Annotated in this window: 20 protein-coding genes; 4 read left to right on the top strand and 16 right to left on the bottom strand. The window is 72.5% G+C overall.

Annotated features, from left to right (window positions below):
* Nucleotides 1–223: 223 nt before the first annotated feature.
* The 16 genes from ACIG5E_RS18325 to rsmH form a co-directional block, all read right to left on the bottom strand.
* Nucleotides 224–1567, bottom strand: a complete 1344-nt coding sequence (locus ACIG5E_RS18325) for a DivIVA domain-containing protein (protein WP_396534453.1) — start codon at nucleotides 1565–1567, stop codon at nucleotides 224–226.
* A gap of 59 nt (nucleotides 1568–1626) precedes the next feature.
* Nucleotides 1627–1908: a YggT family protein gene (locus ACIG5E_RS18320; RefSeq protein ID WP_030282903.1), complete on the bottom strand. Its 282-nt coding sequence runs from the start codon at nucleotides 1906–1908 to the stop codon at nucleotides 1627–1629.
* A 96-nt stretch (nucleotides 1909–2004) separates the two neighbouring features.
* The gene (locus tag ACIG5E_RS18315; RefSeq protein WP_030282899.1) at nucleotides 2005–2613 is read right to left on the bottom strand and encodes a cell division protein SepF; all 609 of its coding nucleotides are present in this window, start codon (nucleotides 2611–2613) and stop codon (nucleotides 2005–2007) included.
* Nucleotides 2614–2835: 222 nt separating this feature from the next.
* Nucleotides 2836–3624, bottom strand: coding sequence for a YggS family pyridoxal phosphate-dependent enzyme (locus ACIG5E_RS18310; RefSeq protein ID WP_396534452.1), 789 nt, complete (start codon nucleotides 3622–3624; stop codon nucleotides 2836–2838).
* Nucleotides 3624–4355 (bottom strand): peptidoglycan editing factor PgeF, encoded by a 732-nt coding sequence (gene pgeF / locus ACIG5E_RS18305; RefSeq protein WP_396534451.1) that lies wholly within the window; start codon nucleotides 4353–4355, stop codon nucleotides 3624–3626. Before pgeF ends, ACIG5E_RS18310 begins: the two co-directional genes overlap by 1 nt.
* Nucleotides 4352–5584, bottom strand: coding sequence for a cell division protein FtsZ (ftsZ, locus tag ACIG5E_RS18300; protein WP_396534450.1), 1233 nt, complete (start codon nucleotides 5582–5584; stop codon nucleotides 4352–4354). Before ftsZ ends, pgeF begins: the two co-directional genes overlap by 4 nt.
* Nucleotides 5585–5947: 363 nt before the next feature.
* Nucleotides 5948–6724 (bottom strand): cell division protein FtsQ/DivIB, encoded by a 777-nt coding sequence (locus ACIG5E_RS18295; protein WP_396534449.1) that lies wholly within the window; start codon nucleotides 6722–6724, stop codon nucleotides 5948–5950.
* Nucleotides 6717–7823 carry an undecaprenyldiphospho-muramoylpentapeptide beta-N-acetylglucosaminyltransferase gene (gene murG, locus ACIG5E_RS18290; RefSeq protein ID WP_396534448.1) on the bottom strand — a complete coding sequence of 369 codons (1107 nt, stop codon included), beginning with the start codon at nucleotides 7821–7823 and terminating at the stop codon, nucleotides 6717–6719. Before murG ends, ACIG5E_RS18295 begins: the two co-directional genes overlap by 8 nt.
* Nucleotides 7824–7829: 6 nt before the next feature.
* Nucleotides 7830–9221 carry a putative lipid II flippase FtsW gene (gene ftsW, locus ACIG5E_RS18285; RefSeq protein ID WP_396534447.1) on the bottom strand — a complete coding sequence of 464 codons (1392 nt, stop codon included), beginning with the start codon at nucleotides 9219–9221 and terminating at the stop codon, nucleotides 7830–7832.
* Between the two features lie 62 nt (nucleotides 9222–9283).
* Nucleotides 9284–10723: a UDP-N-acetylmuramoyl-L-alanine--D-glutamate ligase gene (gene murD / locus ACIG5E_RS18280; RefSeq protein ID WP_396534446.1), complete on the bottom strand. Its 1440-nt coding sequence runs from the start codon at nucleotides 10721–10723 to the stop codon at nucleotides 9284–9286.
* On the bottom strand, nucleotides 10720–11781 hold the full coding sequence (gene mraY, locus ACIG5E_RS18275; protein ID WP_030282883.1) for a phospho-N-acetylmuramoyl-pentapeptide-transferase: 1062 nt from the start codon (nucleotides 11779–11781) through the stop codon (nucleotides 10720–10722). The genes murD and mraY overlap by 4 nt, the downstream gene beginning before the upstream one ends.
* Nucleotides 11781–13184: a UDP-N-acetylmuramoyl-tripeptide--D-alanyl-D-alanine ligase gene (gene murF, locus ACIG5E_RS18270; RefSeq protein WP_396534445.1), complete on the bottom strand. Its 1404-nt coding sequence runs from the start codon at nucleotides 13182–13184 to the stop codon at nucleotides 11781–11783. Before murF ends, mraY begins: the two co-directional genes overlap by 1 nt.
* On the bottom strand, nucleotides 13181–14833 hold the full coding sequence (locus tag ACIG5E_RS18265) for a UDP-N-acetylmuramoyl-L-alanyl-D-glutamate--2,6-diaminopimelate ligase (RefSeq protein WP_396534444.1): 1653 nt from the start codon (nucleotides 14831–14833) through the stop codon (nucleotides 13181–13183). The genes murF and ACIG5E_RS18265 overlap by 4 nt, the downstream gene beginning before the upstream one ends.
* A 6-nt stretch (nucleotides 14834–14839) precedes the next feature.
* Nucleotides 14840–17101 (bottom strand): penicillin-binding transpeptidase domain-containing protein, encoded by a 2262-nt coding sequence (locus tag ACIG5E_RS18260; RefSeq protein WP_396534443.1) that lies wholly within the window; start codon nucleotides 17099–17101, stop codon nucleotides 14840–14842.
* On the bottom strand, nucleotides 17098–17622 hold the full coding sequence (locus tag ACIG5E_RS18255; protein ID WP_396534442.1) for a cell division protein FtsL: 525 nt from the start codon (nucleotides 17620–17622) through the stop codon (nucleotides 17098–17100). Before ACIG5E_RS18255 ends, ACIG5E_RS18260 begins: the two co-directional genes overlap by 4 nt.
* 133 nt (nucleotides 17623–17755) lie before the next feature.
* On the bottom strand, nucleotides 17756–18730 hold the full coding sequence (rsmH, locus tag ACIG5E_RS18250) for a 16S rRNA (cytosine(1402)-N(4))-methyltransferase RsmH (protein WP_396534441.1): 975 nt from the start codon (nucleotides 18728–18730) through the stop codon (nucleotides 17756–17758).
* Nucleotides 18731–19269: 539 nt separating this feature from the next.
* Between rsmH and ACIG5E_RS18245 the strand changes: the two genes are divergently transcribed.
* The 4 genes from ACIG5E_RS18245 to ACIG5E_RS18230 all read left to right on the top strand — a co-directional run bounded on the left by ACIG5E_RS18245 (nucleotide 19270) and on the right by ACIG5E_RS18230 (nucleotide 24861).
* Nucleotides 19270–19812, top strand: a complete 543-nt coding sequence (locus tag ACIG5E_RS18245; protein ID WP_396534440.1) for a beta-class carbonic anhydrase — start codon at nucleotides 19270–19272, stop codon at nucleotides 19810–19812.
* Between the two features lie 243 nt (nucleotides 19813–20055).
* Nucleotides 20056–21102 (top strand): AAA family ATPase, encoded by a 1047-nt coding sequence (locus ACIG5E_RS18240; RefSeq protein ID WP_396534439.1) that lies wholly within the window; start codon nucleotides 20056–20058, stop codon nucleotides 21100–21102.
* A gap of 1 nt (nucleotide 21103) precedes the next feature.
* Nucleotides 21104–22426 carry a DUF58 domain-containing protein gene (locus ACIG5E_RS18235; RefSeq protein ID WP_396534438.1) on the top strand — a complete coding sequence of 441 codons (1323 nt, stop codon included), beginning with the start codon at nucleotides 21104–21106 and terminating at the stop codon, nucleotides 22424–22426.
* Nucleotides 22423–24861, top strand: coding sequence for a DUF3488 and DUF4129 domain-containing transglutaminase family protein (locus ACIG5E_RS18230; protein WP_396534437.1), 2439 nt, complete (start codon nucleotides 22423–22425; stop codon nucleotides 24859–24861). The genes ACIG5E_RS18235 and ACIG5E_RS18230 overlap by 4 nt, the downstream gene beginning before the upstream one ends.
* The last annotated feature ends 81 nt before the right edge of the window (nucleotides 24862–24942 follow it).

Genomic DNA, 24942 nt, shown 5'->3' with positions numbered 1-24942 from the left:
TCGATCTCGGGCCTCAACACCTCAAGATCCGCACAGGGAGCGGCGTGCACTGCGTCAGGCTCTCCGAAGCGACCCACAGATGGAGCAGAAGAGCCCCTTTTCCCCACCCCCGGGACCGCCCCGCACCCACCCTCCCGAGCGACCCCCGAACACGAAAAAGGGCGTCCCCTCCCCGACCCGAAGGTCGGAAAGGGGACGCCCTCAAAAAGGCCCTGCTACAACCTCAGTTGTCGCCGTCCTCGTCGATCAGGAAGCCCCGCATCGGCGCCGGAGCCTGCTGCATCGGCTGCGGCGGCTGCGGACGGACGGCCGCCATCGGCTGGGTCATCCCGGCCGGCTGCATCTGCGGAGCGCCGCTGTTGCCACCGCCCTGCCCACCGAAGCTCGGCGCCGGCGGGTTGCCGCCGAAGGAGCTCTGCCCGCCGAAGGACGGCGAGTTGCCACCGAAGGACGGCTGGTTACCGCCGAAGGACGGCGCACCCGAACCCATCGACCCGGCACCGGCCGGCGCCATCGACGAGGCCGCCGGCGGCAGCGACGCGGTGGCGGGGATCCGCGGCGGCGCGAGCGAGTCGTCGGCCTGCGACTCCAGCTGGCGCAGCTGGGTCTCCAGGTACGACTTCAGGCGCGTGCGGTACTCACGCTCGAACGCCCGCAGGTCCTCGACCTTGCGCTCCAGCGTGGCCCGCGCGGACTCCAGCGACCCCATCGCGACGCGGTGCTTCTCCTGCGCGTCCCGCTCCAGGGCGTCGGCCTTGGCCCGGGCGTCGCGTTCGAGGCCCTCGGCCCGGCTGCGCGCCTCGCCGACGATCTTGTTGGCCTCGGAGCGGGCCTCGGAGATCGCCTGGTCGGCGGTCTGCTGAGCGAGCGCCAGCACGCGGGCGGCGCTGTCGCCGCCGGGGCCCTGCTGCTGCTGCATCGGGCCGCCGAGCGGGCCGCCCATCTGCTGCGGCGGGCCGCCCATGGGGCCGCCCATCGGCTGCATCTGCTGCTGCTGGCCCATGCCCTGGCCCATCGGGTTGCCCATCTGCTGCGGGCCACCGGGACCGCCCATGGGCTGGAGCATCTGACCGCCCATCGGCTGGACCAGCTGCTGCTGGCCGCCCATGGTCTGGTTCATCTGCTGCGGGCCGCCGGGGCCCATCGGACCACCCTGGCCGGCCGGGAGCTGCGGCGCGCCGGAGGGCAGGCCGAGCGGCTGGTTGCCCATCTGCTGCTGCTGGGGACCACCAGGGCCCATCTGCTGCGGGCCACCGGGACCCATCTGCTGCGGGCCACCCGGACCCTGCTGGCCGGGGACCGGCGGGCCGGATATGGCGGCCGGGACGGGAGCGGCCGGACGCTGGGCGTCCTGCGGCGGCTCCTTCCGCATGTTGGCCTGGTTCTGGGCGGCGGCACGAGTCGCGGCGGCCAGCTTGGCGCGCAGGTCCTCGTTCTCCCGGAGGAGGCGGGTCAGCTCCGCCTCGACCTCGTCGAGGAAGGCATCGACCTCGTCCTCGTCATAGCCTTCACGCAGGCGGACGGTCGTGAACTGCTTGTTCCGAACGTCCTCGGGGGTCAATGGCATCTCTTCACCTCAACGTGATCGTCGGCACACCGGCATCCTGTCGCATCGCTCACCTACGACTAGGGGTGCACAAGCGAGATCAGGACATACACAATGATCATCAGTACGAAGAAGGACAGGTCGAGCGCCACGCCCCCGAAACGCAACGGCGGAATGAACCGCCGAAGAAGCTTGAGCGGCGGATCCGTGACAGTGTACGTGGCCTCCAGGACCAGGACCATGGCCTTGCCGGGCCGCCACGAACGCGCGAACTGGAAGACCCAGTCCATGACCAGTCGAACGAGCAGGAACACCAGGAAGACGGTCAGGGCGTAGTAGAGCACCGCCCACACGATGTCCATCGCGTTTTCCCTCTCCCCGGTCCGGGCCCTAGGGCCTGCCGCTGTTCCTGTCGCCAACCACTGTTGATCAGATCCACACGTAAAGTCGTGGCCGGGTCAGCTCTGGTTGAAGAACCCACCCTCGGCGATCCGAGCCTTGTCCTCCGCCGTGACATCGACGTTAGCAGGCGACAGCAGGAACACCTTCTGTGTCACGCGCTCGATACTGCCGTGCAGACCGAAGACGAGTCCAGCGGCGAAGTCTACGAGTCGCTTCGCGTCCGTGTCGTCCATCTCGGTCAGATTCATGATCACGGGGGTACCACCGCGGAACTGTTCCCCGATGGTACGGGCCTCGTTGTAGGTCCGGGGGTGCAGCGTGGTGATGCGGTAGGGCTCTCGTTCGTTCACTACCTTGGGCATGATCACCGGTGCGCTCTTCTCCAGGTTGTGGCGGCGTTCGGGTGTGATGGACGACACGGGGGCCATCCTCGGAGTCTCCTGCCGGATCGGCACCGCCGCCGGAACCGGCTGCGGGGTGATCGAGGAGACCGGGGCGGGCGCGGGAGCGGCTGCCGGCCGGGGGATGTCCTCGGTCCGCTGCCCGGTACGGATCGGCTCGGGGTCCGCGTCGTAGTCGTCGTCGGGGTCGTACCCCTGGCCGTCGTACGTCTCGTCCTCCACGAGGCCGAGGTAGACCGCCATCTTGCGCATTGCGCCGGCCATGCTCCTGTCTCCTCCGCTTGTGGTGGACCGTCCCTGCGGCCGGGGCCACGGCCCTGCCTGCGGATTTCGCGGTCCGGCCCACGACGGGCCGTCAAGGCGACGCGCCGTCAGATTCGTGGGTCGGGGGCCGCGGAGCTGCGATCCACGGTTGGCTAGCGCTTCTGAAAGCTGCTAGTTTCTGTCCTATTTTGTCCTGCAGTCTGATCTACTTACCCGGTGACGTTACCTGAGGGGTGACCTCACTCCGAGTACCGCCGTTCCGACGCGCACATGTGTCGCTCCGGCGGCAATCGCCTGCTCAAGGTCGCCGCTCATCCCTGCGGAGACCATGGTGGCAGCCGGATGGGCCGCCCGTACGGCGGTTGCGATTTCCGCCAGCCGGTCGAAGGCGCGGGCCGGGTCGCCGGCCAGCGGACCGGCCAGCGGAGCGACGGTCATCACACCGTCCAGGCGAAGCCCGGGCGTGTCGGCGATCGCGTCGGCGAGTTCCGCGACGTCCTCCGGGGCGACCCCGGCCCGGTGCTCACCTTCTCCGTGCTCCTTGTCCAGAGCCACCTGCACCAGGCAACCCAGCTCCGGGCGCCCGGACTTGAGCACGGCCGCCGAGAGCGACTCGACCAGCCGCAGCCGGTCCACCGAGTGCACGTGGTTCGCGTACCGGACGACCGAGCGGACCTTGTTGGTCTGCAGCTGCCCGACGAAGTGCCAGTCAAGAGGAAGGTTTCTGCACTGCTCTGCCTTGGGGGCGGCGTCCTGGTCCCGGTTCTCCGCGACATCCGTCACACCCAGTCCGGCCAGCAGCGCGGTGTCCTCGGCCGGGTAGGTCTTGGTGACGACGATCAGGGTGACGTCCCCGCGCGGACGTCCGGCGGCCGCACAGGCGTCCGCGATCCGGCGCTCCACCACCTCAAGGTTGGTGCCGAGCTCCTCGTACCGGGCCAGCTGGCCCTCCGTCAGAGCCTCCGAGAACCGCGTGCTCCCCGGGAACGGTCCGTAGATGTCGTTCGTCATCAGTGATCAGAGCCCAACCAGACGTAGCTCGCGAGCCGGCCCGTGCGCTGCTCGCGGCGATAGGAGAAGTGATCGGCGGATTCGAGGGTGCAGACCGGTGATCGCACCAGCTCGGTGACCCCCGCCGCGGCCAGCTGGGCCGCGACTCCCGCCGGCACGTCCAGCGCCGGGGTCCCCCAGGAGGTCTCGGCGAAGGCCGCCGGGACGACCTCGGCGACCTCGGCGCGCAGTTGGGCCGGCACCTCGTAGCAGCGGCCGCAGACCGCGGGGCCGGTGGCGGCGGTGATCCGCGCCGGCTCGGCCCCCAGTTCGACCATCGCCTTGACGGCCGCGGTCACCACTCCGGCCGCCAGCCCGGGCCGGCCCGCGTGGGCCGCGCCCACCACGCCCGCCACCGGGTCGGCCAGCAGCACCGGGGTGCAGTCCGCGGTCAGCACCGCCAGCGCGAGCGGCCGGTCGGTGACCACCGCGTCCACCGTCGGGGCCTCCCCCAGCGGCTGGCGCTCCGTCACCACGGCCACCTCGGCGCCGTGCACCTGGTTCATCCAGACCACGTCGGCCGGGTTCAGCCCCAGCTCCCGGGCCGCGACCGCCCGGTTCTCCCGAACTGCCTCCGGGTCGTCGCCGACCGCGCCGCCGAGGTTGAGCTCCCCGTACGGCGAAATGCTCACCCCGCCCCACCGATCGGTGAAGGCGAAGTGAGCACCCGCGCGGATCGCGTGATCGATCACTTAAGGAAGTCCGGGACGTCGAGCTCCTCGGCCGGGCTCTCCACGAACGGCTGCCGGGCCGGCTGCACCTGCGGCGGCACCGGAGCGGCGGCGGTCGTGGTGGCCTGGGTCTCGGCCGAACGCGACGGGGCGGCCGGGGCCTCCCCCTCGGAACGGGACGTCACCGAGCCGATGCTCCCGTACGACGGACGGCCGGCCGGGCGCTCCGGGGCGGCCGGCGGGGTGGCCGAGGCGGCGGGGGTGGTGGACTTCACCACCGGGTCGCGGACGATCGCCGGCGGCTGACCGCCGTCGAAGCCGGCCGCGATGACGGTGACCCGCACCTCGTCGCCGAGCGCGTCGTCGATGACCGCACCGAAGATGATGTTGGCCTCGGGGTGGGCGGCCTCGCTGACCAGCTGGGCCGACTCGTTGATCTCGAACAGACCGAGGTCGGAGCCGCCCGAGATGGACAGCAGCACGCCGCGGGCGCCGTCGATCGAGGCCTCCAGCAGCGGCGAGGAGATCGCCATCACGGCGGCCGCCTTGGCACGGTCCTCGCCGCGGGCCGAGCCGATGCCCATGAGCGCCGAACCGGCGTCCGACATGACGGACTTGACGTCGGCGAAGTCGAGGTTGATCAGACCCGGGGTGGTGATCAGGTCGGTGATGCCCTGGACACCGGAGAGCAGGACCTGGTCCGCCGAGCGGAACGCGTCGAGCACGCTGACCTGGCGGTCCGAGATGGACAGCAGCCGGTCGTTGGGGATCACGATGAGGGTGTCGACCTCTTCGCGCAGGGAGGCGATGCCGTCCTCGGCCTGGTTGGCCCGGCGGCGGCCCTCGAAGGTGAAGGGGCGGGTGACCACGCCGATGGTCAGGGCGCCCAGCGAGCGGGCGATGTTGGCGACGACGGGCGCGCCGCCCGTGCCCGTGCCACCGCCCTCGCCGGCGGTCACGAAGACCATGTCGGCCCCCTTGAGGACCTCCTCGATCTCCTCGCGGTGGTCCTCGGCGGCCTTGCGGCCGACCTCGGGGTTGGCGCCGGCGCCGAGGCCCCGGGTGAGTTCACGGCCCACATCGAGCTTGACGTCGGCGTCGCTCATGAGGAGGGCCTGCGCATCGGTGTTGATCGCGATGAACTCGACGCCCTTGAGACCGACCTCGATCATCCGGTTGATGGCGTTGACACCACCGCCGCCGATTCCGACGACCTTGATGACTGCGAGGTAGTTCTGCGGTGCTGCCACGTCGAAGGCCTCTCGCCTCGAATTTCCGGGTCGGTCCGGCCCGACGGTGGGCCGTACCGACGGATGTCGATGGGTAGGGAGCCTGGTTTCTGACTGAATGTCCGAAATGCCGACCGCCGACCCCAACCCTAAACTTGACCTTTAGGGTTAGTCCTGTGCCTCCGTCACATCACCAACGGACACAGTCTGGTGACACAGGACACTAGGTGGCTCCGGGCACGCGTTTCAACGAACACGCCGAGCTTCCCTTTTTCTTTTGAGCCTATGTGATCATCGGCCGGCAATGGAAACCGGGGTGACCACCAAGGGTCGGGCCGACACTTCGAGGCGTCAACCCCTCCCTCGGGCACAGAATCTAGCGGATCAGCCCGACACCGCCGGCGCCTCCGGTGCCGTCACGTCGAACACGGTGCCCTTCTGCTTCATCAGCGCCAGCAGCACCCGGGCCTTCCGGTCGGCCTGTTCGGGGCTCCCCCAACGCACCGTCGCACCCCCGCTGAGCTGCAGTTCGATGTCGTCGTAGGAGTGCACGAGGACCGATCCGGCGCGCTTGGCGATCTCCGGCGGGAGCCCGGCGGCCACCGCCACCGCGCCCTGCACCAGCTGCGGCCGGGAGATCACCCCGTCCACGTCCTTCGCGGGCTGACTGAGCCGCAGTTCCACCACCGGCACGCCCTGCGGCGGGGCCGCCTCGGTGGCGAAGCTCACGCCGGAGGCATCCACCTGGGTGAACTGGCCGTCATCCCCCTTGACGGCGGCCACCGCGGTCCGCTGCACCACCTTGACCTGCAGGGTGTGCGGCCAGCCCCGCCAGACCTCGGCCTTCGCCACCCGGGGGATCGCCTCCACCCGGTGCCGGACGCCGTCCAGGTCGACCCGGGCCAGCGGGCCGTCGGCCAGCCCGCCGACGGCGCCGCGGACCTGGTCTGACGTCAGCTTGTCGTCCGTCGCGCCCTGGACGGCGACGTCGCGCACGTCCAGCACCGACGAGAAGAACACCACCCAGGCCAGCACGCCCAGCACCGCGGCGCCGAGCACGCTCAGCACCACGATGCCCCGCCGGGAGAGGCGGAGGCGGGGAGCGGACTCCTCCTCCTCCAACTCCTCCTCCAACGGGTCGGCGAGCCGGCCGTCAGCCACGGCGGCGACCGCCGCGGTGCGCCTCGATCGCCTCGTACACCATGCCGACCAGCAGGTCGTCGGCGTCCCGGCGGCCGAACTCGGCGGCGGCCCGGCTCATGTCCCACAGCCGCTGCGGGTCGGTGAGCACCGGCAGCACGTTCTGCAGCACCCAGTCCGGAGTCAGCTCGGCGTCGTCCACCAGCAGCCCGCCGCCGGCCTTGACCATCGGCTGGGCGTTCAGCCGCTGCTCGCCGTTGCCGATCGGCAGCGGCACGAAGGCGGCGGGCAGGCCGACGGCCGCCAGCTCGGCCACCGTCATGGCGCCGGCCCGGCAGAGCATCAGGTCGGCCGCCGCGTAGGCGAGGTCCATCCGGTCGACGTACGGCACCGCGCGGTACGGCGGCATCCCTGGGACGTCGGCGACCTGCGGCAGCTCGTTCTTCGGGCCGACCGCGTGCAGGATCTGCACGCCGTACTGCTGCAGCCGCGGGGCGATCGCGGTGACGGTCTCGTTGAGCCGGCGCGCGCCCTGGGAGCCGCCGGAGACCAGCAGCGTGGGCAGCCGCTGGTCGAGGCCGAAGTACTGGCGGGCCTCCGGCCGGGTGGCGTTGCGGTCCAGGGTGGCAATGGTCCGGCGCAGCGGGATGCCGATGTACCGGGAGTCGCGCAGCTTGCTGTCCGGGGTGGAGACCGCGACGAAGTCGGTGTAGCGGGCGCCGATCTTGTTGGCCAGGCCCGGGCGGGCGTTGGCCTCGTGCACCACGATCGGCACCCCGGCCCGCTTGGCGGCCAGGTAGGCCGGCATCGCGACGTAGCCGCCGAAGCCGACCACGGCGTCGGCGTTGACCCGCTCGATGATCTCCTGGGCGGCCCGCACGGTGCCGCGCAGCCGCCCGGGGACGGTGATCAGCTCGGGGGTGGGCTTGCGGGGCAGCGGGACGGCCGGGATCAGCTCCAGCTGGTAGCCGCGCTCGGGTACCAGCCGGGTCTCCAGCCCCTTCTCGGTGCCCAGGGCGGTGATCCCGATGGACGGGTCGTGCCTGCGGAGGGCGTCCGCGAGGGCCATGGCCGGCTCGATGTGACCGGCGGTCCCCCCGCCGGCGAGTACGACATGCACCGAAATTCACCGCTCCCTGCGTGCCGGCCCGGGGGCCGGGCGCGCTGTGGTTCGTCGTCGTGGCAGCACCCGGGCCAGTCGCTTCCTGATCCGGGAGTTCTTGCTCCGGGCGGCCAGGGCCGCCTTCGCGCCCGAGGAACTGCGTGCCAGGCACAGCAGCACCCCGATCGCGGACATGGCCGACAGCATGGCGGAACCGCCGTAGGAGAACAGCGGGAGCGGGACGCCCGCGATGGGCAGCAGTCCCAGCGCCGACCCCAGGTTGATCATGGCCTGCGCCATGATCCAGGTGGTGGCGGCTCCCGCGGCGTACCTGACGAAGGGATCCTTCGTACCGATGGCCACACGGATACCCGCGTAGCCTAGTGCCGCGAAGAGACCGATCACCGACAGCGTCCCCACCAGGCCCAGTTCCTCGCCCGTCGCGGCGAAGATGAAGTCGGTGTGCGCCTCGGGCAGCTGGCCCCACTTCTCCACGCCGGCGCCCAGGCCGGTGCCGAAGCCGCCGCCGAGCGCGAACGAGTACACGCCGTGCAGGGCCTGGAAGCAGGCGCCTTCCGGGTCGAGCTTGGTGACGCCGATGCAGCCCAGCCGCTCGGCCCGGTGCGGGACGGTGATCACCAGGGCGGTGCAGACCACGACCGCCACCCCGAGGGTGGCCACGAACAGCCGCAGCGGTGCGCCGACCATCCACAGCAGCGCGAACACCATGGCCACCAGGATCATCGAGGTGCCCATGTCGCCGCCGATCATGATCAGCGCGAGCAGCAGCAGGGCGCCCGGCACCAGCGGCACCAGCAGGTGCTTCCAGGAGCTGAGGGTGCCGGCCTTCTGCTTGCGGGCGAGCAGGTCGGCGCCCCAGAGCACCAGCGCGAGCTTGGCGAACTCGGAGGGCTGGAACTGGAAGAACCCGAAGTCCAGCCAGTTCTGGTTGCCGTTGATCCGCACCCCGATGCCGGGCACGGCGACCAGCGCGAGCGCTCCGATCACCCCGAACATCACCGGGTAGACGATCACCCGCAGCACCGCCACCGGGACGGAGGCGAAGCCGACCAGCAGGACCAGGCCGAGGATGGCCGCGATCAGCTGCTTGAGGAAGTAGTACTGCGCGGTGTGGTGCTGGTTCAGCGCCAGGATCTGCGAGGCCGAGAAGACCATCATCAGGCCGAGCACGAGCAGCAGCAGGGTGGTTCCGACCACCAGCAGGTACGGCGTGAGCGGCCGGTCCAGCCAGTACCGGACGCGGGCCCGGAAGGCCCGCAGCCGTCCCAGCGGACCGGCCGACTTGTACTTGGTCGTGGTGGCGGAGATCACTCGCCACGGCTCGGCGGCGTCCTGCTTCGTCACACCGGAATCCGCCCTGCCCTGCCCCGCCACCGCTCCCCGCTCCCTGATCATTGCGGCTCGTTCGCCTCCGGGCCGCTCTGACCCGACGCCGACGGTCGGCGCGGCCCTTCGGCTCACTCGCCGTGGTCCGCCAGCTCCCGGACGGCCGCCGCGAACAGGTCGCCGCGCTCGCCGTAGTTGGTGAACATGTCCATCGACGCACAGGCCGGAGCCAGCAGCACCGTGTCACCCGATCGGGCGAGCGATGCGGCCGTTCGAACGACCTCGGTCATCGCCACCGCGCCAGTCTGGCCCTCGGCCGCCTCGATCACCGGCACATCCGGAGCGTGTCGCTCCAGCGCCTCGCGGATCAGCGCCCGGTCCTGCCCGATCAGCACGACCGCGCGCAGCCGCTCGGCCGCGCCCTGGACCAGGTCGTCGAAGGTCGCGCCCTTGGCCAGTCCCCCGGCGATCCAGACGATCGGCCGGTAGGCCGCCAGCGAGGCCGCGGCGGCGTGGGTGTTGGTGGCCTTGGAGTCGTCGATGTACGTGACCTCGCGGACCGTACCGACCTCGGCGATCCGGTGGGCGTCCGGGCGGAAGGCTCGCAGGCCCTCCCGGACGGCCTTCGGCTCGACCCCGTACGCCCGGGCCAGCGCCGCCGCGGCGAGCGCGTTGGCGATGTTGTGCGGGGCCGGCGGGTTCACGTCCTCGACGGAGCCCAGCTCGGCCGCGTTCTTGGCCCGGTCCTCGACGAAGGCGCGGTCCACCAGCAGGCCGTCCACCACGCCGAAGTTCGACGGGCTGGGCGCCCCGAGGCCGAAACCGATCGCCCGGCAGCCCTCCTCGACGTCGGCCTCCTGGACCAGCGCCTCGGTGGCCGGGTCGGCCAGGTTGTACACGCAGGCCACCACGTTGCCCTCGTAGATCCGGCCCTTGTCGGCGGCGTACGCCTCCATCGAGCCGTGCCAGTCGAGGTGGTCCGGGGCCAGGTTGAGCACGGCCGCCGAGTACGGGCGCAGCGAGGGCGCCCAGTGCAGCTGGTAGCTGGAGAGCTCGACGGCGAGCACGTCGTACGGCTCCTCGGCGAGCACCGCGTCCAGCACCGAGACCCCGACGTTGCCGACGGCGGCGGTGCGCTTGCCGGCGGCGGTGAGGATCGAGGCGAGCATCTGGACGGTGGTGGTCTTGCCGTTGGTGCCGGTGACGGCCAGCCAGGGGGCGGGCTCGCCGGTGCCCGGCAGCGGCTTGCGCAGCCGCCAGGCCAGCTCGACGTCGCCCCAGACCGGCACCCCGGCCGCCTCGGCGGCGGCGAACAGCGGGCTGTCGGGGGCCCAGCCGGGCGAGGTGACGATCAGCTCCGTGCCCTCGGGCAGGCCGGCGCCGTCGCCCAGGCGCACCGCGATGCCGAGCGCCTCCAGTTCGGCGGCGCGGGCCCTGAGGCCCTCGCCGCTGCCGCCGTCCACCACGGTGACCCGGGCGCCGAGGCCGTTCAGGACGCGCGCGGCGCTGATGCCCGAGACGCCGAGGCCGGCGACCACCACGGGCAGGTTCACAAAATCAGGGTTCGTCATCCGGTTCGGTATCCCGCGTAGAAGAGGCCGAGGCCGACGGCCACGCACAGGCCCTGGATGATCCAGAAGCGGACCACGACCAGGACTTCGCTCCAGCCCTTGAGTTCGAAGTGGTGCTGCAGTGGTGCCATCTTGAAGACGCGCTTGCCGGTCATCCGGAAGGAGCCGACCTGGATGATCACCGACAGGGTGATGATCATGAAGAGCCCGCCGAGCATGATCAGCAGCAGCTCGGTGCGCGAGCAGATCGCGAGGCCGGCCAGGGCGCCGCCGAGGGCGAGCGAGCCGGTGTCACCCATGAAGATCTTGGCGGGCGAGGTGTTCCACCACAGGAAGCCGAAGCAGGAGCCCATCAGGGCCGAGGCGACCACCGCGAGGTCCAGTGGGTCGCGTACGTCGTAGCAGGCGCCGGTGGCGGAGATGAAGTAGGCGCAGCTCTGGGTGTACTCCCAGACGCCGATGAAGGTGTAGGCGCCGAAGGCCATCACCGAGGCACCGGTGGCGAGGCCGTCCAGACCGTCCGTCAGGTTCACGCCGTTGGAGGTCGCCGCGATCATGAAGTACGCGAAGATGACGAACAGCACGGGGCCGATCGACCAGCTGAAGTCGCGGACGAAGGACAGCTTCTCGGAGGCCGGGCTGAGTCCGCGGTCGTCGTGGAACTGCAGCGCCAGGACGGCGAACACCAGACCGACGATCGACTGGCCGGCCAGCTTCGCCTTGGCCCGCAGGCCGAGCGAGCGGCGCTTGACGACCTTGATGTAGTCGTCCAGGAAGCCCACCAGGCCGAGGCCCGCGGTCAGGAAGAGCACCAGCAGCCCGGAGGCGGTCGGGGTGTCGCCCGTTATCGCCTTCGTGGCGAAGTACGCGATCAGGGTCGCCAGGATGAAGGCGATGCCGCCCATCGTGGGCGTGCCCTTCTTGCTGTGGTGCGCCTTGGGGCCGTCGTCACGGATGTACTGGCCGTAGCCCTGCCGGGCGAGCAGCTTGATCAGGGCGGGCGTGCCGACCAGCGAGAGGATCAGGCCGATCATCCCGGAGAAGAGGATCTGCTTCATCATCGGGCAGCACCGTCCGCCAGGAGGGCCTCGGCCACCTTCTCCAGCCCCACCGAACGGGACGCCTTCACCAGGACCACATCCCCCGGCCGAAGCTGACTGCGCAGCAGCTCGACCGCCGCGTCCGCGTCGGACACCAGCACCGACTCCTCACCCCACGAACCTTCGTTCCTCGCGCCGAGTTCCATGCAGGCCGCCTCGCGTCCGCCGACCGCCACCAGCTTGGTGACGTCCAGCCGGACGGCGAGCCGCCCGATGGCGTCGTGCTCGGCCAGGCTCTCCTCGCCGAGCTCCCGCATCTCGCCGAGCACCGCCCAGGTGCGACGGCGCTCCGGACCGCGGCCGCCCATCGAGACCAGCGCCCGCAGCGCGGCCCGCATCGAGTCGGGGTTCGCGTTGTAGGCGTCGTTGACGACGGTGACACCATCGGCCCGGTCGACGACCTCCATGCGCCAGCGGGACAGCGCACCCGCCTCGCCCAGGGCTGCCGCGGTGTCGTCGACGGTCATCCCGAGCTCCGTCGCCACCGCGGCGGCGGCGAGGGCGTTCGAGACGTGGTGCTCACCGTACAGGCGCAGCTGTACGGGCGCGGAACCGGCCGGGGTGGTGAGCGTGAACGATGGCCGTCCGGTGGCGTCCAGGCGAACGCCGGTCGCCCGGACGTGGGCGTCCGGGGACTCCCCGAACAGGACCACCTTCGCCTTGGTGCGGGAGGCCATCGCGCGCACCAGCCGGTCGTCCGCGTTGAGGATCGCGGCGCCGTCGGCGGGCAGCGCCTCGACCAGCTCGCCCTTGGCCTCGGCGATCGCCTCCTGGGAGCCGAACTCGCCGACGTGGGCGGTGCCGACGTTGAGCACCAGGCCGATCCGCGGCGGGGTGATCGAGGTGAGGTACTCGATGTCGCCCTTGTGCCGGGCGCCCATCTCCATCACCAGGTGCCGGGTGCCCTCCTCGACCCGCAGCGCGGTCATCGGGTGGCCGATCTCGTTGTTCAGCGAGCCGGGCGGGAAGACCGTCGCGCCGTGCCGCTGGAGCAGCTGGGCGATCAGGTCCTTGGTGCTGGTCTTGCCGGCCGAGCCGGTCAGCGCGACCACGGCGGTGCCCTCGGCGCGGGCGACCACGGTCCGGGCCAGCCTGCCGAGCGCCTCCACCACACTGTCGACCAGGACGGCGGGCACGCCGACCGGGCGGGAGGCCAGCACCGCGACGGCGCCGGCCTCGACCGCCGTGGTGGCGTAGTCGTGGCCGTCCACGTGCTCGCCGACGAAGGCCGCGAACAGGCCGCCGGGGCTCACCTTCCGCGAGTCGACCTCGACCGGGCCGGTGACCAGGGTGTCCGGGTCGGCGCCGTCCAGGGTGCCTCCGACGGCGGCGGCCACCTCGGCGAGGGTCAGTGCGATCACTGCTGCTCTACTCCTCGGTCGCCCCGGGCGGCCGTGGTCCGCACGATGGATTCGCGCAGCACCTCCCGGTCGTCGAAGGGGCGGATCTCGTCTCGTACGTACTGGCCGAGCTCGTGGCCCTTGCCGGCCACCAGCACGGTGTCCCCCGCCTGGGCGCGGGCCACCGCGAGCTCGATCGCCTCGGCCCGGTCGGGCACGACCAGGACGTCCCCGCGCTCGGCCTCGGGCACCGCGGCGGCGCCGGTCAGCATGCTGGCGAGGATCGCCAGCGGGTCCTCGCTGCGCGGGTTGTCGCTGGTCAGCAGGGCGGTGTCGGCGAGCCGGGCGGCGATGGCGCCCATCGGGCCGCGCTTGTGCGGGTCGCGGTCGCCGCCGCAGCCGACGACGACGTGCAGCCGGCCCTTGGTGACCTCGCGCAGCGAGCCGAGGACGGCCTGCAGGGCGTCCGGCTTGTGGGCGTAGTCCACCACGGCGACGAACGGCTGTCCGGCGTCCACCCGCTCCAGCCGGCCCGGCACGCCGGCCACGGCGGCGACGCCGGCCACGGCCCGCTCCAGCGGCAGCCCGGCGGCGACCAGCACGGTGATCGCGGCCAGCGCGTTGGCGACGTTGAACGGGCCGGGCAGCGGGACGGAGGCGTCCGCCTCGGCGCCGTCCGGGCCGACCACCCGGAAGGTGGAGCCGGTCGGGCCGAGCTGGACGTCCACGGCCCGCCAGTGCGCCCCGGCGTCGCCGGTCGCGGAGAAGGTGGTCACCGGGATCTTGGCCTCGGCGACGAGCCGGCGGCCGTACTCGTCGTCCAGGTTGACCACGCCGTGGCGGGACTTGCCGGGCTGGAAGAGCCGGGCCTTCGCCTGGAAGTAGTCCTCCATGTCCGGGTGGAAGTCGAGGTGCTCGGGGGTGAGGTTGTTGAACAGCGCGACGTCGTACGCCACCCCGTCGGTGCGGCCGAAGACCAGGGCGTGGCTGGAGACCTCCATGGTCACCGCGTCCGCGCCGCGCTCGGCCATCACGCCGAGGATCGCGTGCAGGTCGGTGGCCTCGGGGGTGGTGCGCTCGCTCTTGATCCGCTCCTGGCCGACCCGCATCTCGACGGTGCCGATCACGCCCGGGCTGCGCCCGGCTCCGCGCAGACCGCCCTCGACCAGGTACGAGGTGGTGGTCTTGCCGTTGGTGCCGGTCAGCCCGATCATCAGCAGCCGCTCGGACGGGTGGCCGTAGACGATCGCGGCCAGCTCGCCCATCCGGGCCCGCGGCCGGTCGACGACCAGCAGCGGCAGGCCGGTGGGGGCGGCCAGCTCGGCGCCCGCCGGGTCGGTCAGCACGGCCACCGCGCCGGCCTCCGCGGCCTTGCCGGCGAAGGCCGCGCCGTGGTGGTTGGCGCCCGGGAAGGCCACGTACACGTCGCCGGGGCGCACCGCACGGGAGTCGTGGGTGACGCCGGTGACGGCGCCGCCCTCGACGGGCGGCAGGCCCAGCCGAGCGGCCAGCTCGGCGAGCGGCAGGGCGGCGGTCCCGGCCGGGCGGGGCGGAGTCACGGTGGTTTGATCGGGTTTCGGCACGGCGGGAAGGCTATCCGCCGAAGGGTGTCCAGGGCCAAACCGGGCCTTCGCCCCGCCGCCCTCCAGACCGGCCCGCTCGTTGCTCATCCTCGCTCACGGCTTCCACTCGACGGGCAAGTTCGGCGCCTGGCTTCCGCTCGGCGGGACCTGCATGGTCTTCAGGGTGAACTCCATCACCTGCTTGAACACCGGGCCGCACAGCTGGCCGCCGAAGTGGCCGTTGACCGGGCCCTGGAGGGTACAGGAGACGGTGTACCGGGGGGCGTCGGCCGGGGCGAAGCCGATGAAGGAGGCGGTGTAGCCGTCGTAGCCCTTGCCGTCGGCGGCCCCCCGGTTGGCGGTACCGGTCTTGCCGGCGACCCGGTAGCCGGGGATCGCGGCCTTGCCGCCGGTGCCCTGCTCGTCGTCGACGACGGACTCCAGCATCGAGGTGAGGGTCTTGGCGGTCTGCTCGCTGACCACCCGGGTCTGCTCGCCCGGCGGGGTCGGGGTGTACTTGCCGTCCGGCCCGGCGACGCCCTGGACGATGCTGGGCGCGACCCGCACCCCGCCGTTGGCGATGGTCGAGTACACCGAGGTGGCCTGCAGCGCGTTCATCTGCAGCGGGCCCTGGCCGAAGGCGATGTTGTACTTCTCCGAGGCGACCAGGTCCTCCGGCTTCTTGAGCATCCCGGGGGTCTCCCCGGGGAAGTTCAGGCCGGTCGGCTGGGCCACGCCGAACTTGCGCATGTAGCCGTCCAGGATCTGGTTGGCCTTCAGCTGGTCACCGTCGCCGAGGGTCTCGACGGCCTCGATGGTGCCGATGTTGGAGGACTTGGCCAGCACCCCCGCGAGGGTCAGGTACCAGTCCCCGTGTTCGACGTCGTCCTTGAACTGCTGCCCGGCCCGGACCAGCCGGTTGGGCACGGTGACCCGGGTGTCCCAGTTGGCCTTGCCCGAGTCCAGGACGGCAGCCAGGCTCATCAGCTTGGCGGTGCTGCCCGGCTCGTAGGCGTCCACCAGGGCCGGGTTGCCCATCTGGGACTGCTTGGCAAGGCTCAGGTCGTTGGGGTTGAAGCCGGGCGCGCTGGCCATCGCGATGACCTGGCCGGTCTTCACGTCCTGGACGACGACGTAGCCCTTCTCCGCGCCGGAGTTGGCCACCTGGTCGGTGATCGCCCGCTGGGCGGCCCACTGGACGTCCCGGTTGATGGTCAGCTTGACGTCGCTGCCGGAAACGGCCGGGTCCATCGAGCCCCCGGCGGTGGGCACCAGCCGCCCGCCCGCCTGGGCGTAGCTGCTGTGGCCGTCCTTGCCGGCCAGCTGCTTCTGGTACTGCAGCTCCAGCCCGCCGGCGCCCTCGCCCTCGCCGTTGACGTAGCCGACCAGGTTGGCGGCCAGGCCCTCGGCCGGGTAGATCCGCTTCTGGGTCTCCCGGTTGAACACCCCGGCCAGCGGGTTGGCGCACTCGTTGTCCACCCGGGTGCGCCCGCCCTGCTCGGCGGGCTTGCCGAGCAGCTTCTTCTGGGCCTGGCAGGTGCGCGAGCCGGCCTTCTTCTCCAGGCCCGCCTTGAGGTCGCTGATCTGGTTCTTGGCGGCCGGGGTCTGCTGGGCGGCGAGCCGCTTGTAGCGGGTCTTGGGGGTGTGGAGGTCGGCGGCGAGCTTGTCCTTGGCGACGCCGATGATCGGCGACAGCAGGGCGGCCGCCTGCTCCGGAGCGTCCGGGATGCCGGTCGCCTCCGGGGTGAACATCGCCGGGTCGGCGGTGATGTCGTAGGCGTCCACGGTGGCGGCCAGCGCGACGCCGTCGGAGGACGTTATCGAGCCGCGCTCGGCGGTGATCGGGATGTTCAGGTAGCGGTTGGTGTTGGCGTCGGCGGCCAGCGCGTCGGCGTCCACCAGCTGGAGCTGCACCAGGCGCCCGGCGAAGACCGAGAACACCAGCGACAGCGCCACCGTGATCACCCGCAGCCGGCGCTTCGGCTCGGCCAGCTCCAGCGCCTTGGGGCGCTGCGGCAGCCGGGACTTCGGGCGCGGCCGCACCGCCGCCTGGCTGCGGGCCGGCGGACGGCCCTCCGGGCGGCGCTGCTGCGGCGCGCGCGGGGTGCGGCTCGCGGCGGCGGCCTTGGCGGGCTGCGCCTTGGCCGACTGGCTCCGCACGGGCTGAGCCTTCGCGGGCTGGGCCTTCGCCGGCTGACTCTTCGCGGGCTGGGCCTTGGCGGCCTGGCCGCGGGCGGCGCTCTGGCCCTTGGCCGGCTGCCCCTTCGCGGGCTGGCTGCGCCCGGCGACGGGTCGGGCCGCGCCGGTGCGCGGCGGCTGCCGACGGCCGGAGCCCGACCCCGAACCGGAGCCGGACGGCTGGCGAGGCGTCGTCATCGGGTACCACCCCCGTGCTGGGCCGGCGCGGGTGACACCGGGTTGAGCTGGATCACCGAGTCACCGGCCGAGGCCGCCGGGGTCGGCGGCGCGGGCGCCTGCTGCGTTGCCGGCTGGGCGTTCGGCGAGCCGCTCGGCTGGGCCTGGGCCGGGCTCTGGACCCCCGGCGAGGGCTTCATCGGCCACGGCTCGACCGTCGACTTCTTCACCGGCGGGCTGTCCTGGGCCGGGCCGGGCGTGCCGATCACCTTGCCGCCGTTCGGCACGTCCAGGAAGGCCATCCCGCCGGCCGGGACCATGCCCAGCTCGCCGGCCCGTTTGGCCAGCGCGTCCGGGGCCGAGGCCTGGTCGATCTCGTGCTGGAGGCTCTGCTGCTCGTCGGTCGCTTTGGTGGTCTGCTTCTGCAGCCGGGACAGCTCGAAGGAACCCTCGTTGAGCGCCGTGTTCAGCGCCAGCAGCCCGAGCAGACCCCCCGCCAACAGCACCACCACGAGCACCGCGAACGGGGTGCGCCCTCGCACGGGGCGCCGCCCCGGCCGGACCGTGATCCGCGCCCTGCCCTGTCCGGGGAGTCCTCCCCGCCCCGCCCGGACCTCACCGGCCACCGGCCCCACTGCTTCTCCTCCGCCCTTCGGACCCCGCCGGAGCCGATCCTCAGCCCCGCCTGCTTCGGTCCCTGATCCTCTCCGCCACCCGCAGTCGCACGGGCGCGGCGCGCCGGTTCTCCTCGATCTCCTCCTCGGTGGCCAGCTCGGCACCGCGGGTGATCAGTTTGAGCCAGGGCTGGTGCTCCTCCGGGATGAACGGGAGCCCCGGCGGGGCGGTGCTGGTCGCCCCGGCGGCGAAGTACTGCTTCACCAGCCGGTCCTCCAGCGACTGGTAGGACATCACGACCATCCGGCCGCCGAGCGCGAGGACGTCGAGCGCCCCCGGGATCGCCCGGTCCAGGACCTCCAGCTCACCGTTGACCTCGATCCGCAGCGCCTGGAAGGTCCGCTTGGCCGGGTTCCCGCCGGTCCGGCGGGTCGCCGCCGGAATGGCGTTGCGCACCAACTCGACCAGACGCGCGCTGTTGGTGAACGGTTCCTTGGCCCGCTCCCGCAGGATGACCGAGGCGATCTTTCCGGCGAACCGCTCCTCGCCGTACACCTTGAGGATCCGGGCCAGGTCGCCGTGGCTGTAGGTGTTCAGCACCTCCGCCGCGCTGATTCCCCGGGTCTGGTCCATCCGCATGTCCAGCGGCGCGTCCTGGGCGTAGGCGAAGCCGCGGTCGGCCTCGTCCAGCTGCATCGAGGAGACGCCGAGGTCGAACAGCACGCCGTCCACCCGGTCGATGCCCAGCCGCTCCAGCACCTCGGGGATCTCGTCGTAGACCGCGTGCACCAGGGTGGCCCGGTCCCCGAACGGGGCCAGCCGCTCGCCGGACAGCTTCAGCGCCTGCGGGTCGCGGTCCACCGCGACCAGCCGGACCTCCGGGAACTGGGTCAGCAGTGCCTCGCTGTGCCCGCCGAGGCCGAGGGTGGCGTCCACCACCACGGCGCCGGGGCGCGAGATCGCCGGGGCCAACGCGTCCATGCACCGCTGCAGCATCACCGGAACGTGCTTGGGACCCGGTTCGTTGGTGGTCATGCGCGGTGGCGCCCTTCCTCGGTGCGGAGCAGCCCGTCGTCCGGGAGCTCCGACCATTCTCGCCCACCGCGTGCCGGCACGACGACGCGGCCCGTGGTCCCCGCCCGCTCAGGGGGAAGATCGTGGCCGCCCGGCGCCGGGGAAGGTGCGCCAGGTGAACACGGAGCGGGTGGAGGCCACGAGCCGCATCGGCCGGGCAACACCGGCCGGACGACGCCCGGTTGACGGGCTCCGGCGGGTGTGCTCCAACGCGCCGCAACTCTATCGCGAGGGCCCTTCCAGTCAATGGTCCGCTCCGGCGCACCACCCGGGCGGCGGAACGGATCACCGCAGGTCGCAGCCGTCGGGGCGGCTCGGCGTGCCCGCCGACCGGGGGCCTCCGGCGACCGCCGCGCGCCCCGTCGAGCGACCGGGCACGAACCCACTCCGGGACCAGCTCGGACAAACCGCCCCGTTGTCGCTATGCGCTCGATCACAGCGGTGCGTTCTGTAGCTCTTCGCCCCACCGTGCGGCGCCGGTTCGCACTAACGTCGCCCCCATGACAGTGACTCCCGACCGGCCCACGCCGAACGCCGCTGCCGACTCCCCGAGACCAACCATCATCGACCGCTTCGTCACGGCCAACCGCGAGTACGCGGTGACCTTCCGGGACGGCGGCATGGACGCCCGCCCCGTCCAGCAGATCGCCGTGGTGGCCTGCATGGACGCCCGTCTCGACCTGTTCGCGGCGCTCGGCCTCGAACTGGGCGACGCCCACGTCATCCGCAACGCCGGCGGCGTCGTCACCGACGACACCATCCGGTCCCTGACGATCAGCCAGCGCGCCCTGGGCACCCGCTCGATCGCCCTGATCCACCACACCGGCTGCGGCCTGCTCGGGCTCACCGAGGACTTCCGCCGCGAACTGGAGCTGGAGGTCGGCCAACGCCCGCAGTGGGCGGTGGAGGCCTTCGTCGACCTGGACGGCGACGTCCGCCAGTCCATGCAGCGGGTCCGCACCTCCCCCTTCCTGCTGCACACCGACGACGTCCGCGGCTTCGTCTTCGACGTCCACACCGGGCTGCTGCGCGAGATCCGGTAGCGGGACCCCGCCCGGCCCCGCCCTCCGGGCATTCGGGGACGGCCGAATGGTGACTTCTGGCCACCGCACGGGGGAGAATGCGCCTGCCGGTCAGACCCCGAACCACCTGGGGCGGCCGGGCCGCAGGCCGCCAACCCGGCGCCGGATCCTCCATCGGAACCGCCCCCGGGACGGTCGCGTCAAGCATGGGGTGGGGTCCGGCCTCGGGTGAGGCGGGCGCAGCGTGCCAGGGAGCGTAAACGGGTGACGAGCTACAGCGATCAGGCCGGTCTCGGCAGTCCTGCGGGGGGCGAACAGAGGGCGAACGGGTACCAGCAGGTCGGGCTCCCCGAGCTCGCCGCGGTCGTGGACCGGGTCCGCGCCAACATCGAGAGCGTGATCGAGGGCAAGCCGGAGGCGGTCCGGATCGCCCTGACCGTGCTGCTCGCCGAGGGCCACCTGCTGCTGGAGGACGTGCCCGGCGTCGGCAAGACCATGCTGGCCAAGGCGCTCGCCAAGTCCGTGGACTGCACCGTGCGCCGCATCCAGTTCACCCCCGACCTGCTGCCCTCGGACGTCACCGGAACCAACATCTACGACCAGCAGCGGCACGACTTCGAGTTCCGTCCGGGCGCGATCTTCGCCCAGATCGTGGTCGGCGACGAGATCAACCGCGCCTCCCCCAAGACCCAGTCCGCGCTGCTGGAGTCCATGGAGGAGCGCCAGGTCACCATCGACGGCACCAGCTACGAGCTGCCCTCGCCGTTCATGGTGGTGGCCACCCAGAACCCGGTCGAGATGGAGGGCACCTACCCCCTCCCGGAGGCGCAGCGGGACCGCTTCATGGCCCGGATCTCGATCGGCTACCCCAGCCCCGAGGCCGAGTTCGCGATGCTCGACGTGCACGGCGGCGCCAACCCGCTGGCCGACCTCCAGCCGGTCGCGCACGCCGCCGACATCCTCAAGCTGGTCGACCTGGTCCGCACCGTGCACATCGCCGACCCGGTCCGCCGCTACGCCGTCGACCTGGTCGCCGCCACCCGCACCAGCCCCGAGCTGCGGCTGGGCGCCTCGCCGCGCGCCACCCTGCACCTGGTCCGGGCCGCCCGCGCCGCCGCCGCGCTCGACGGGCGCGACTACGTCACCCCGGACGACATCCAGCGCCTGGCCGTCCCGGTCCTCGCCCACCGCCTGATGCCGACCGCCGAGACCCAGCTCGGCCGCCGCAGCTCCGAGCAGATCGTGACCGACCTGGTCGCCCGGCTGCCGCTGCCGCGTCCGCAGGGTGGCCCGGCCGTCCGGAGGGGCTGAGGTGGCCTCATCCGATCAGACCGGCGGACTGCGGGACGGACTGCGCGGCCTCACCACCCGGGGCCGTTCCTTCCTCGCGGCCGGTCTGACCGCGGTGGTCTGCGCCTACGTGCTCGACCAGGACGCGCTGCTGCGGGTCGGTGTGCTGCTCGCCGCGCTGCCGCTGGCCGCCGCCCTGGTGGTCGCCAACACCCGCTACCGGGTGGCCAGCGGGCGCCGGCTCAGCCCGCACCGGGCGATCGCCGGCCAGGAGGCCCGGGTCCACCTGCGGGTGGACAACGTCTCCCGGGTGCCCACCGGGCTGCTGCTCCTGGAGGACAAGGTCCCGTACGTGCTCGGGCCGCGCCCGCGCTTCGTACTGGACCGGGTCGAGCCGCGCGGCTTCCGCGAGGTCTCCTACCGGGTCCGCTCCGACCTGCGCGGCCGCTACCCGCTCGGGCCGCTACAGCTGCGGGTGTCCGACCCGTTCGGGATGTGCGAGGTCAACCGCTGCTTCACCGCTTCCGACGTGCTCACCGTCGTCCCGCAGGTCCAGACGCTGCCGCAGGTACGGCTGACCGGCGAGTGGATCGGCCAGGGCGAGAGCCACACCCGCACCCTGGCGCTGGCCGGGGACGACGACGTGATCCTGCGCGAGTACCGTCCCGGCGACGACCTGCGCCGGGTGCACTGGCGCTCCACCGCCCGGTACGGCGAGCTGATGGTGCGCCGCGAGGAGCAGCCGCAGAAGGCGCGCGCCACCGTCCTGCTGGACACCCGCGAGGTGGGCCACCGGGGCAGTGGCCCCGCCTCCTCCTTCGAGTGGGCGGTCAGCTGCGCCGCCTCCGTCGCCGTGCACCTGCTGGAGCGCGGCTACCAGACCCGGCTGCTCACCGACACCGGGCAGTGGGTGCCCGGGCCCGGCGCCGGCGGCCACAATCTGGCCGCCGACACCTCCGGGCTGATCCTGGACGCCCTCGCGATCGCCGACCTGTCCGACGGCGCCGGGCTCTCCCGCGCCGAGGAGCCGCTGCGGGCCGGCGGTGAGGGCCTGCTGGTCGCCGTCCTCGGCGACCTGGACCAGACGCAGGCCGCCCGGCTGGCCCGGCTGCGCAGCCGCACCGGCGGGGCCATCGCCCTGCTCCTGGACACCGGCACCTGGGCCGGCCTGCGGATGATCGCACCCGACACCGGCGGCGACCCGTTCCGGGAGCGGGTCCGGGAACTGCGCGAGGCCGGCTGGACGGTCCTGCCGGTCCGGGCCGGCGACTCCCTGCCGGACCTGTGGCGGGCCGCCGACGGTGCCAAGACCACCGCCCCCTACCGAGAAGAGGCCGGCGCGTGACCACCCGGGCCAAACTGACCGTTTACTCGGCGCTGGCCACCGCCCTCGCCTCGCTGTGCATGCTGCCGCTGCTGACCACCCGCGGCTGGCTCACCCACGCCATCCTGGTGGTCGGGATGGTCTCGGCGGTCGGCGCGGGCATGCGTCGCTCCCCGCTGTACCGCTGGTCGGTGCCGGTGACCCAGGTGCTGGTGCTGCTCCTGCTGATGCTGATCGGCTTCGCCGGCTCCGGGATGACGGCAGGCGTGCTGCCCGGTCCGTCCGCGCTGCGCGTGCTGAGCCGGGTGTTCTCCTCCGGCGTCGACGACATCGGGCAGTACGCCATCCCGGCCCCGCCGACGGCCGGCCTGCGGCTGATCCTGGTCTCCGCGGTCGGCCTGATCGCCGTGCTGGTGGACACCATCGCGGTGACCTACCGGCGCGCGGCGCTGGCCGGGCTGCCGCTGCTGGCGCTGTACTCGATCGGCAACGGCCTGGCCGGGGAACACGGCAGCTGGGTCTGGTTCTGCTTCGCCGCGGCCGGCTACCTGGTGCTGCTGTTCGCCGAGGGCCAGGACCGGGTCTCCCGCTGGGGCCGGATCTTCCGCGGTGGCGCGCGCGGCACGGTGACCTCCAGCCAGGTCAGCCTGGGCGGCCAGCAGGTCGGCGTCCTGGCGCTGGCACTGGCGATGCTGCTGCCGGTCTTCCTGCCGCGCTGGGACTTCGGCCTGCTGCACTCCGGCTCCGGCGGGTCGTCCGGCAACGGCACCGCCGGGAGCGTGACGACCAGCCTCGACCCGCTGGTCAGCCTGGAGTCCGCGATCACCAAGCCGACCAACGACGAGCTGCTCAGCTACACCATGGACAGCGACCTGGCCGACCAGATCTACCTGCGCACCGGCTCGCTGGACCAGTTCGACGGCACCAACTGGAAGCTCAGCAGCACCGTGGTCAGCGACCTCCCGGTCACCCTGCCCACCCCCGAGGGCCTGCGGGACCCCAACGTCCCCCGGGTCGAGGGCGACTTCCAGGTCAGCGACCAGCTGGAGAAGAGCTGGCTGCCGATGCCGTACCCGGCCGCCTCGGTCAAGCTCCCCAACCGCAGTGACTGGAAGCTCGACCCGATGACCCGCACCGTCGTGCCGGTCAGTGACAAGGCGATCCGCGGACTGCGCTACCACGTCAGCTCGCTGGACCTGCGGCCCACCGCCGACGAGCTGCGCACCGCACCGCTCGCCCCCCAGGACATCCGGGAGCACTACACCGCCATCCCCTCCGACCTGCCGTCCGTGGTCTCGGAGCAGGCCAAGGCGATCACCGCCAACGCCCACAACGACTACGACCGGGCGACGGCGCTGGTGAACTGGTTCACCAGCGCCCAGTTCAAGTACGACACCTCGGTCGAGGGCGGTACCGGCAGCAACGCGATCGCGGTCTTCCTCCGCGACCGCCGGGGCTTCTGCGTGCACTTCGCCTCCACCATGGCGGCGATGGCCCGGGTGCTGAAGATCCCGGCCCGGGTCGCGGTCGGCTTCACCCCCGGCGACAGCAAGGGCGGCAACGTCTACTCGGTCACCGGCCGGATGTACCACGCCTGGCCCGAGCTGTACTTCTCCGGCTACGGCTGGATGCGCTTCGAGCCGACCCCGAGCCGGGGCGTCCCGGCCCGCTACACCGAGGCGTCCAGCACCCCGACCACGGCGCCCACCCAGGCGCCGACCGTCGCGGCGACCAGCGCGGCCGCCGCTCCGGCGCCGTCCAGCAGCTCGGACTGCACCGCCAAGCAGCATCAGCTGGGCGACTGCGGCCCCAAGGGCAAGGTCGTCAGCCAGGCCGCCGAGGAGTCCTGGCTGCTCTCCGGGCAGGTGCTCGGGACCCTGGCCGCGGTGCTGGCACTGATCGCCCTGCTGCTCGTACCGATGTTCTGGCGCACCGCCCTACGGCGTCGCCGGCTCGGCGGCGGCGGGCGGCGACGACCCGGCGGGGACGGCCCGACCCGGCTCACCGACGCCCAGGTGCTGGCCGCCTGGGACGAGCTGGTCGACTCCGCCTGGGACCTCGGAATTCCCCCGGACGAGTCACGCACTCCGCGCTCGGCCGCCCGGCGGATCACCGAGACGGCGCACCTGGACGCGGAGGCGGCGGCCGCCACCGGGCGACTGGCGCTGGCCACCGAGCGGGTGCTGTACGCCCCGGCCGGGCAGGTCACCACGGCGCCGCTGGCCGCCGACGTCCGCACCGCCCGGCGCGCGCTGCAGGCCGACGCCGGCCGGCGCGGGCGGGTCCGGGCGCTGCTGCTGCCGCCGTCCTCGGCCCAGCTGTGGTGGCGGATCTCCGACGCGGTGCGGGCGGCCCGGACGGCCGTCGCAACCGGGACCGGCCGGGCCGTCGAGGCGGTCACCGGCCCGGTGCGACGGGTGTTCACCCGGCGCAAGCGCTCCGACCCCGGGTCCTGACCGGACACGCGAGAGCCGGGGGGGGGGGGGGGGGGGGGGGGCCCCCCCCCGCGGGGGGGGGGCCAACCGGCAAAACCGGGC

The sequence above is a fragment of the Kitasatospora sp. NPDC053057 genome (genome assembly GCF_044546945.1).
In the GTDB taxonomy this organism is placed as follows: domain Bacteria; phylum Actinomycetota; class Actinomycetes; order Streptomycetales; family Streptomycetaceae; genus Kitasatospora.
Note: the sequence above shows the minus strand (reverse complement) of the source record. Positions and strands in the feature narration are given on the sequence as shown.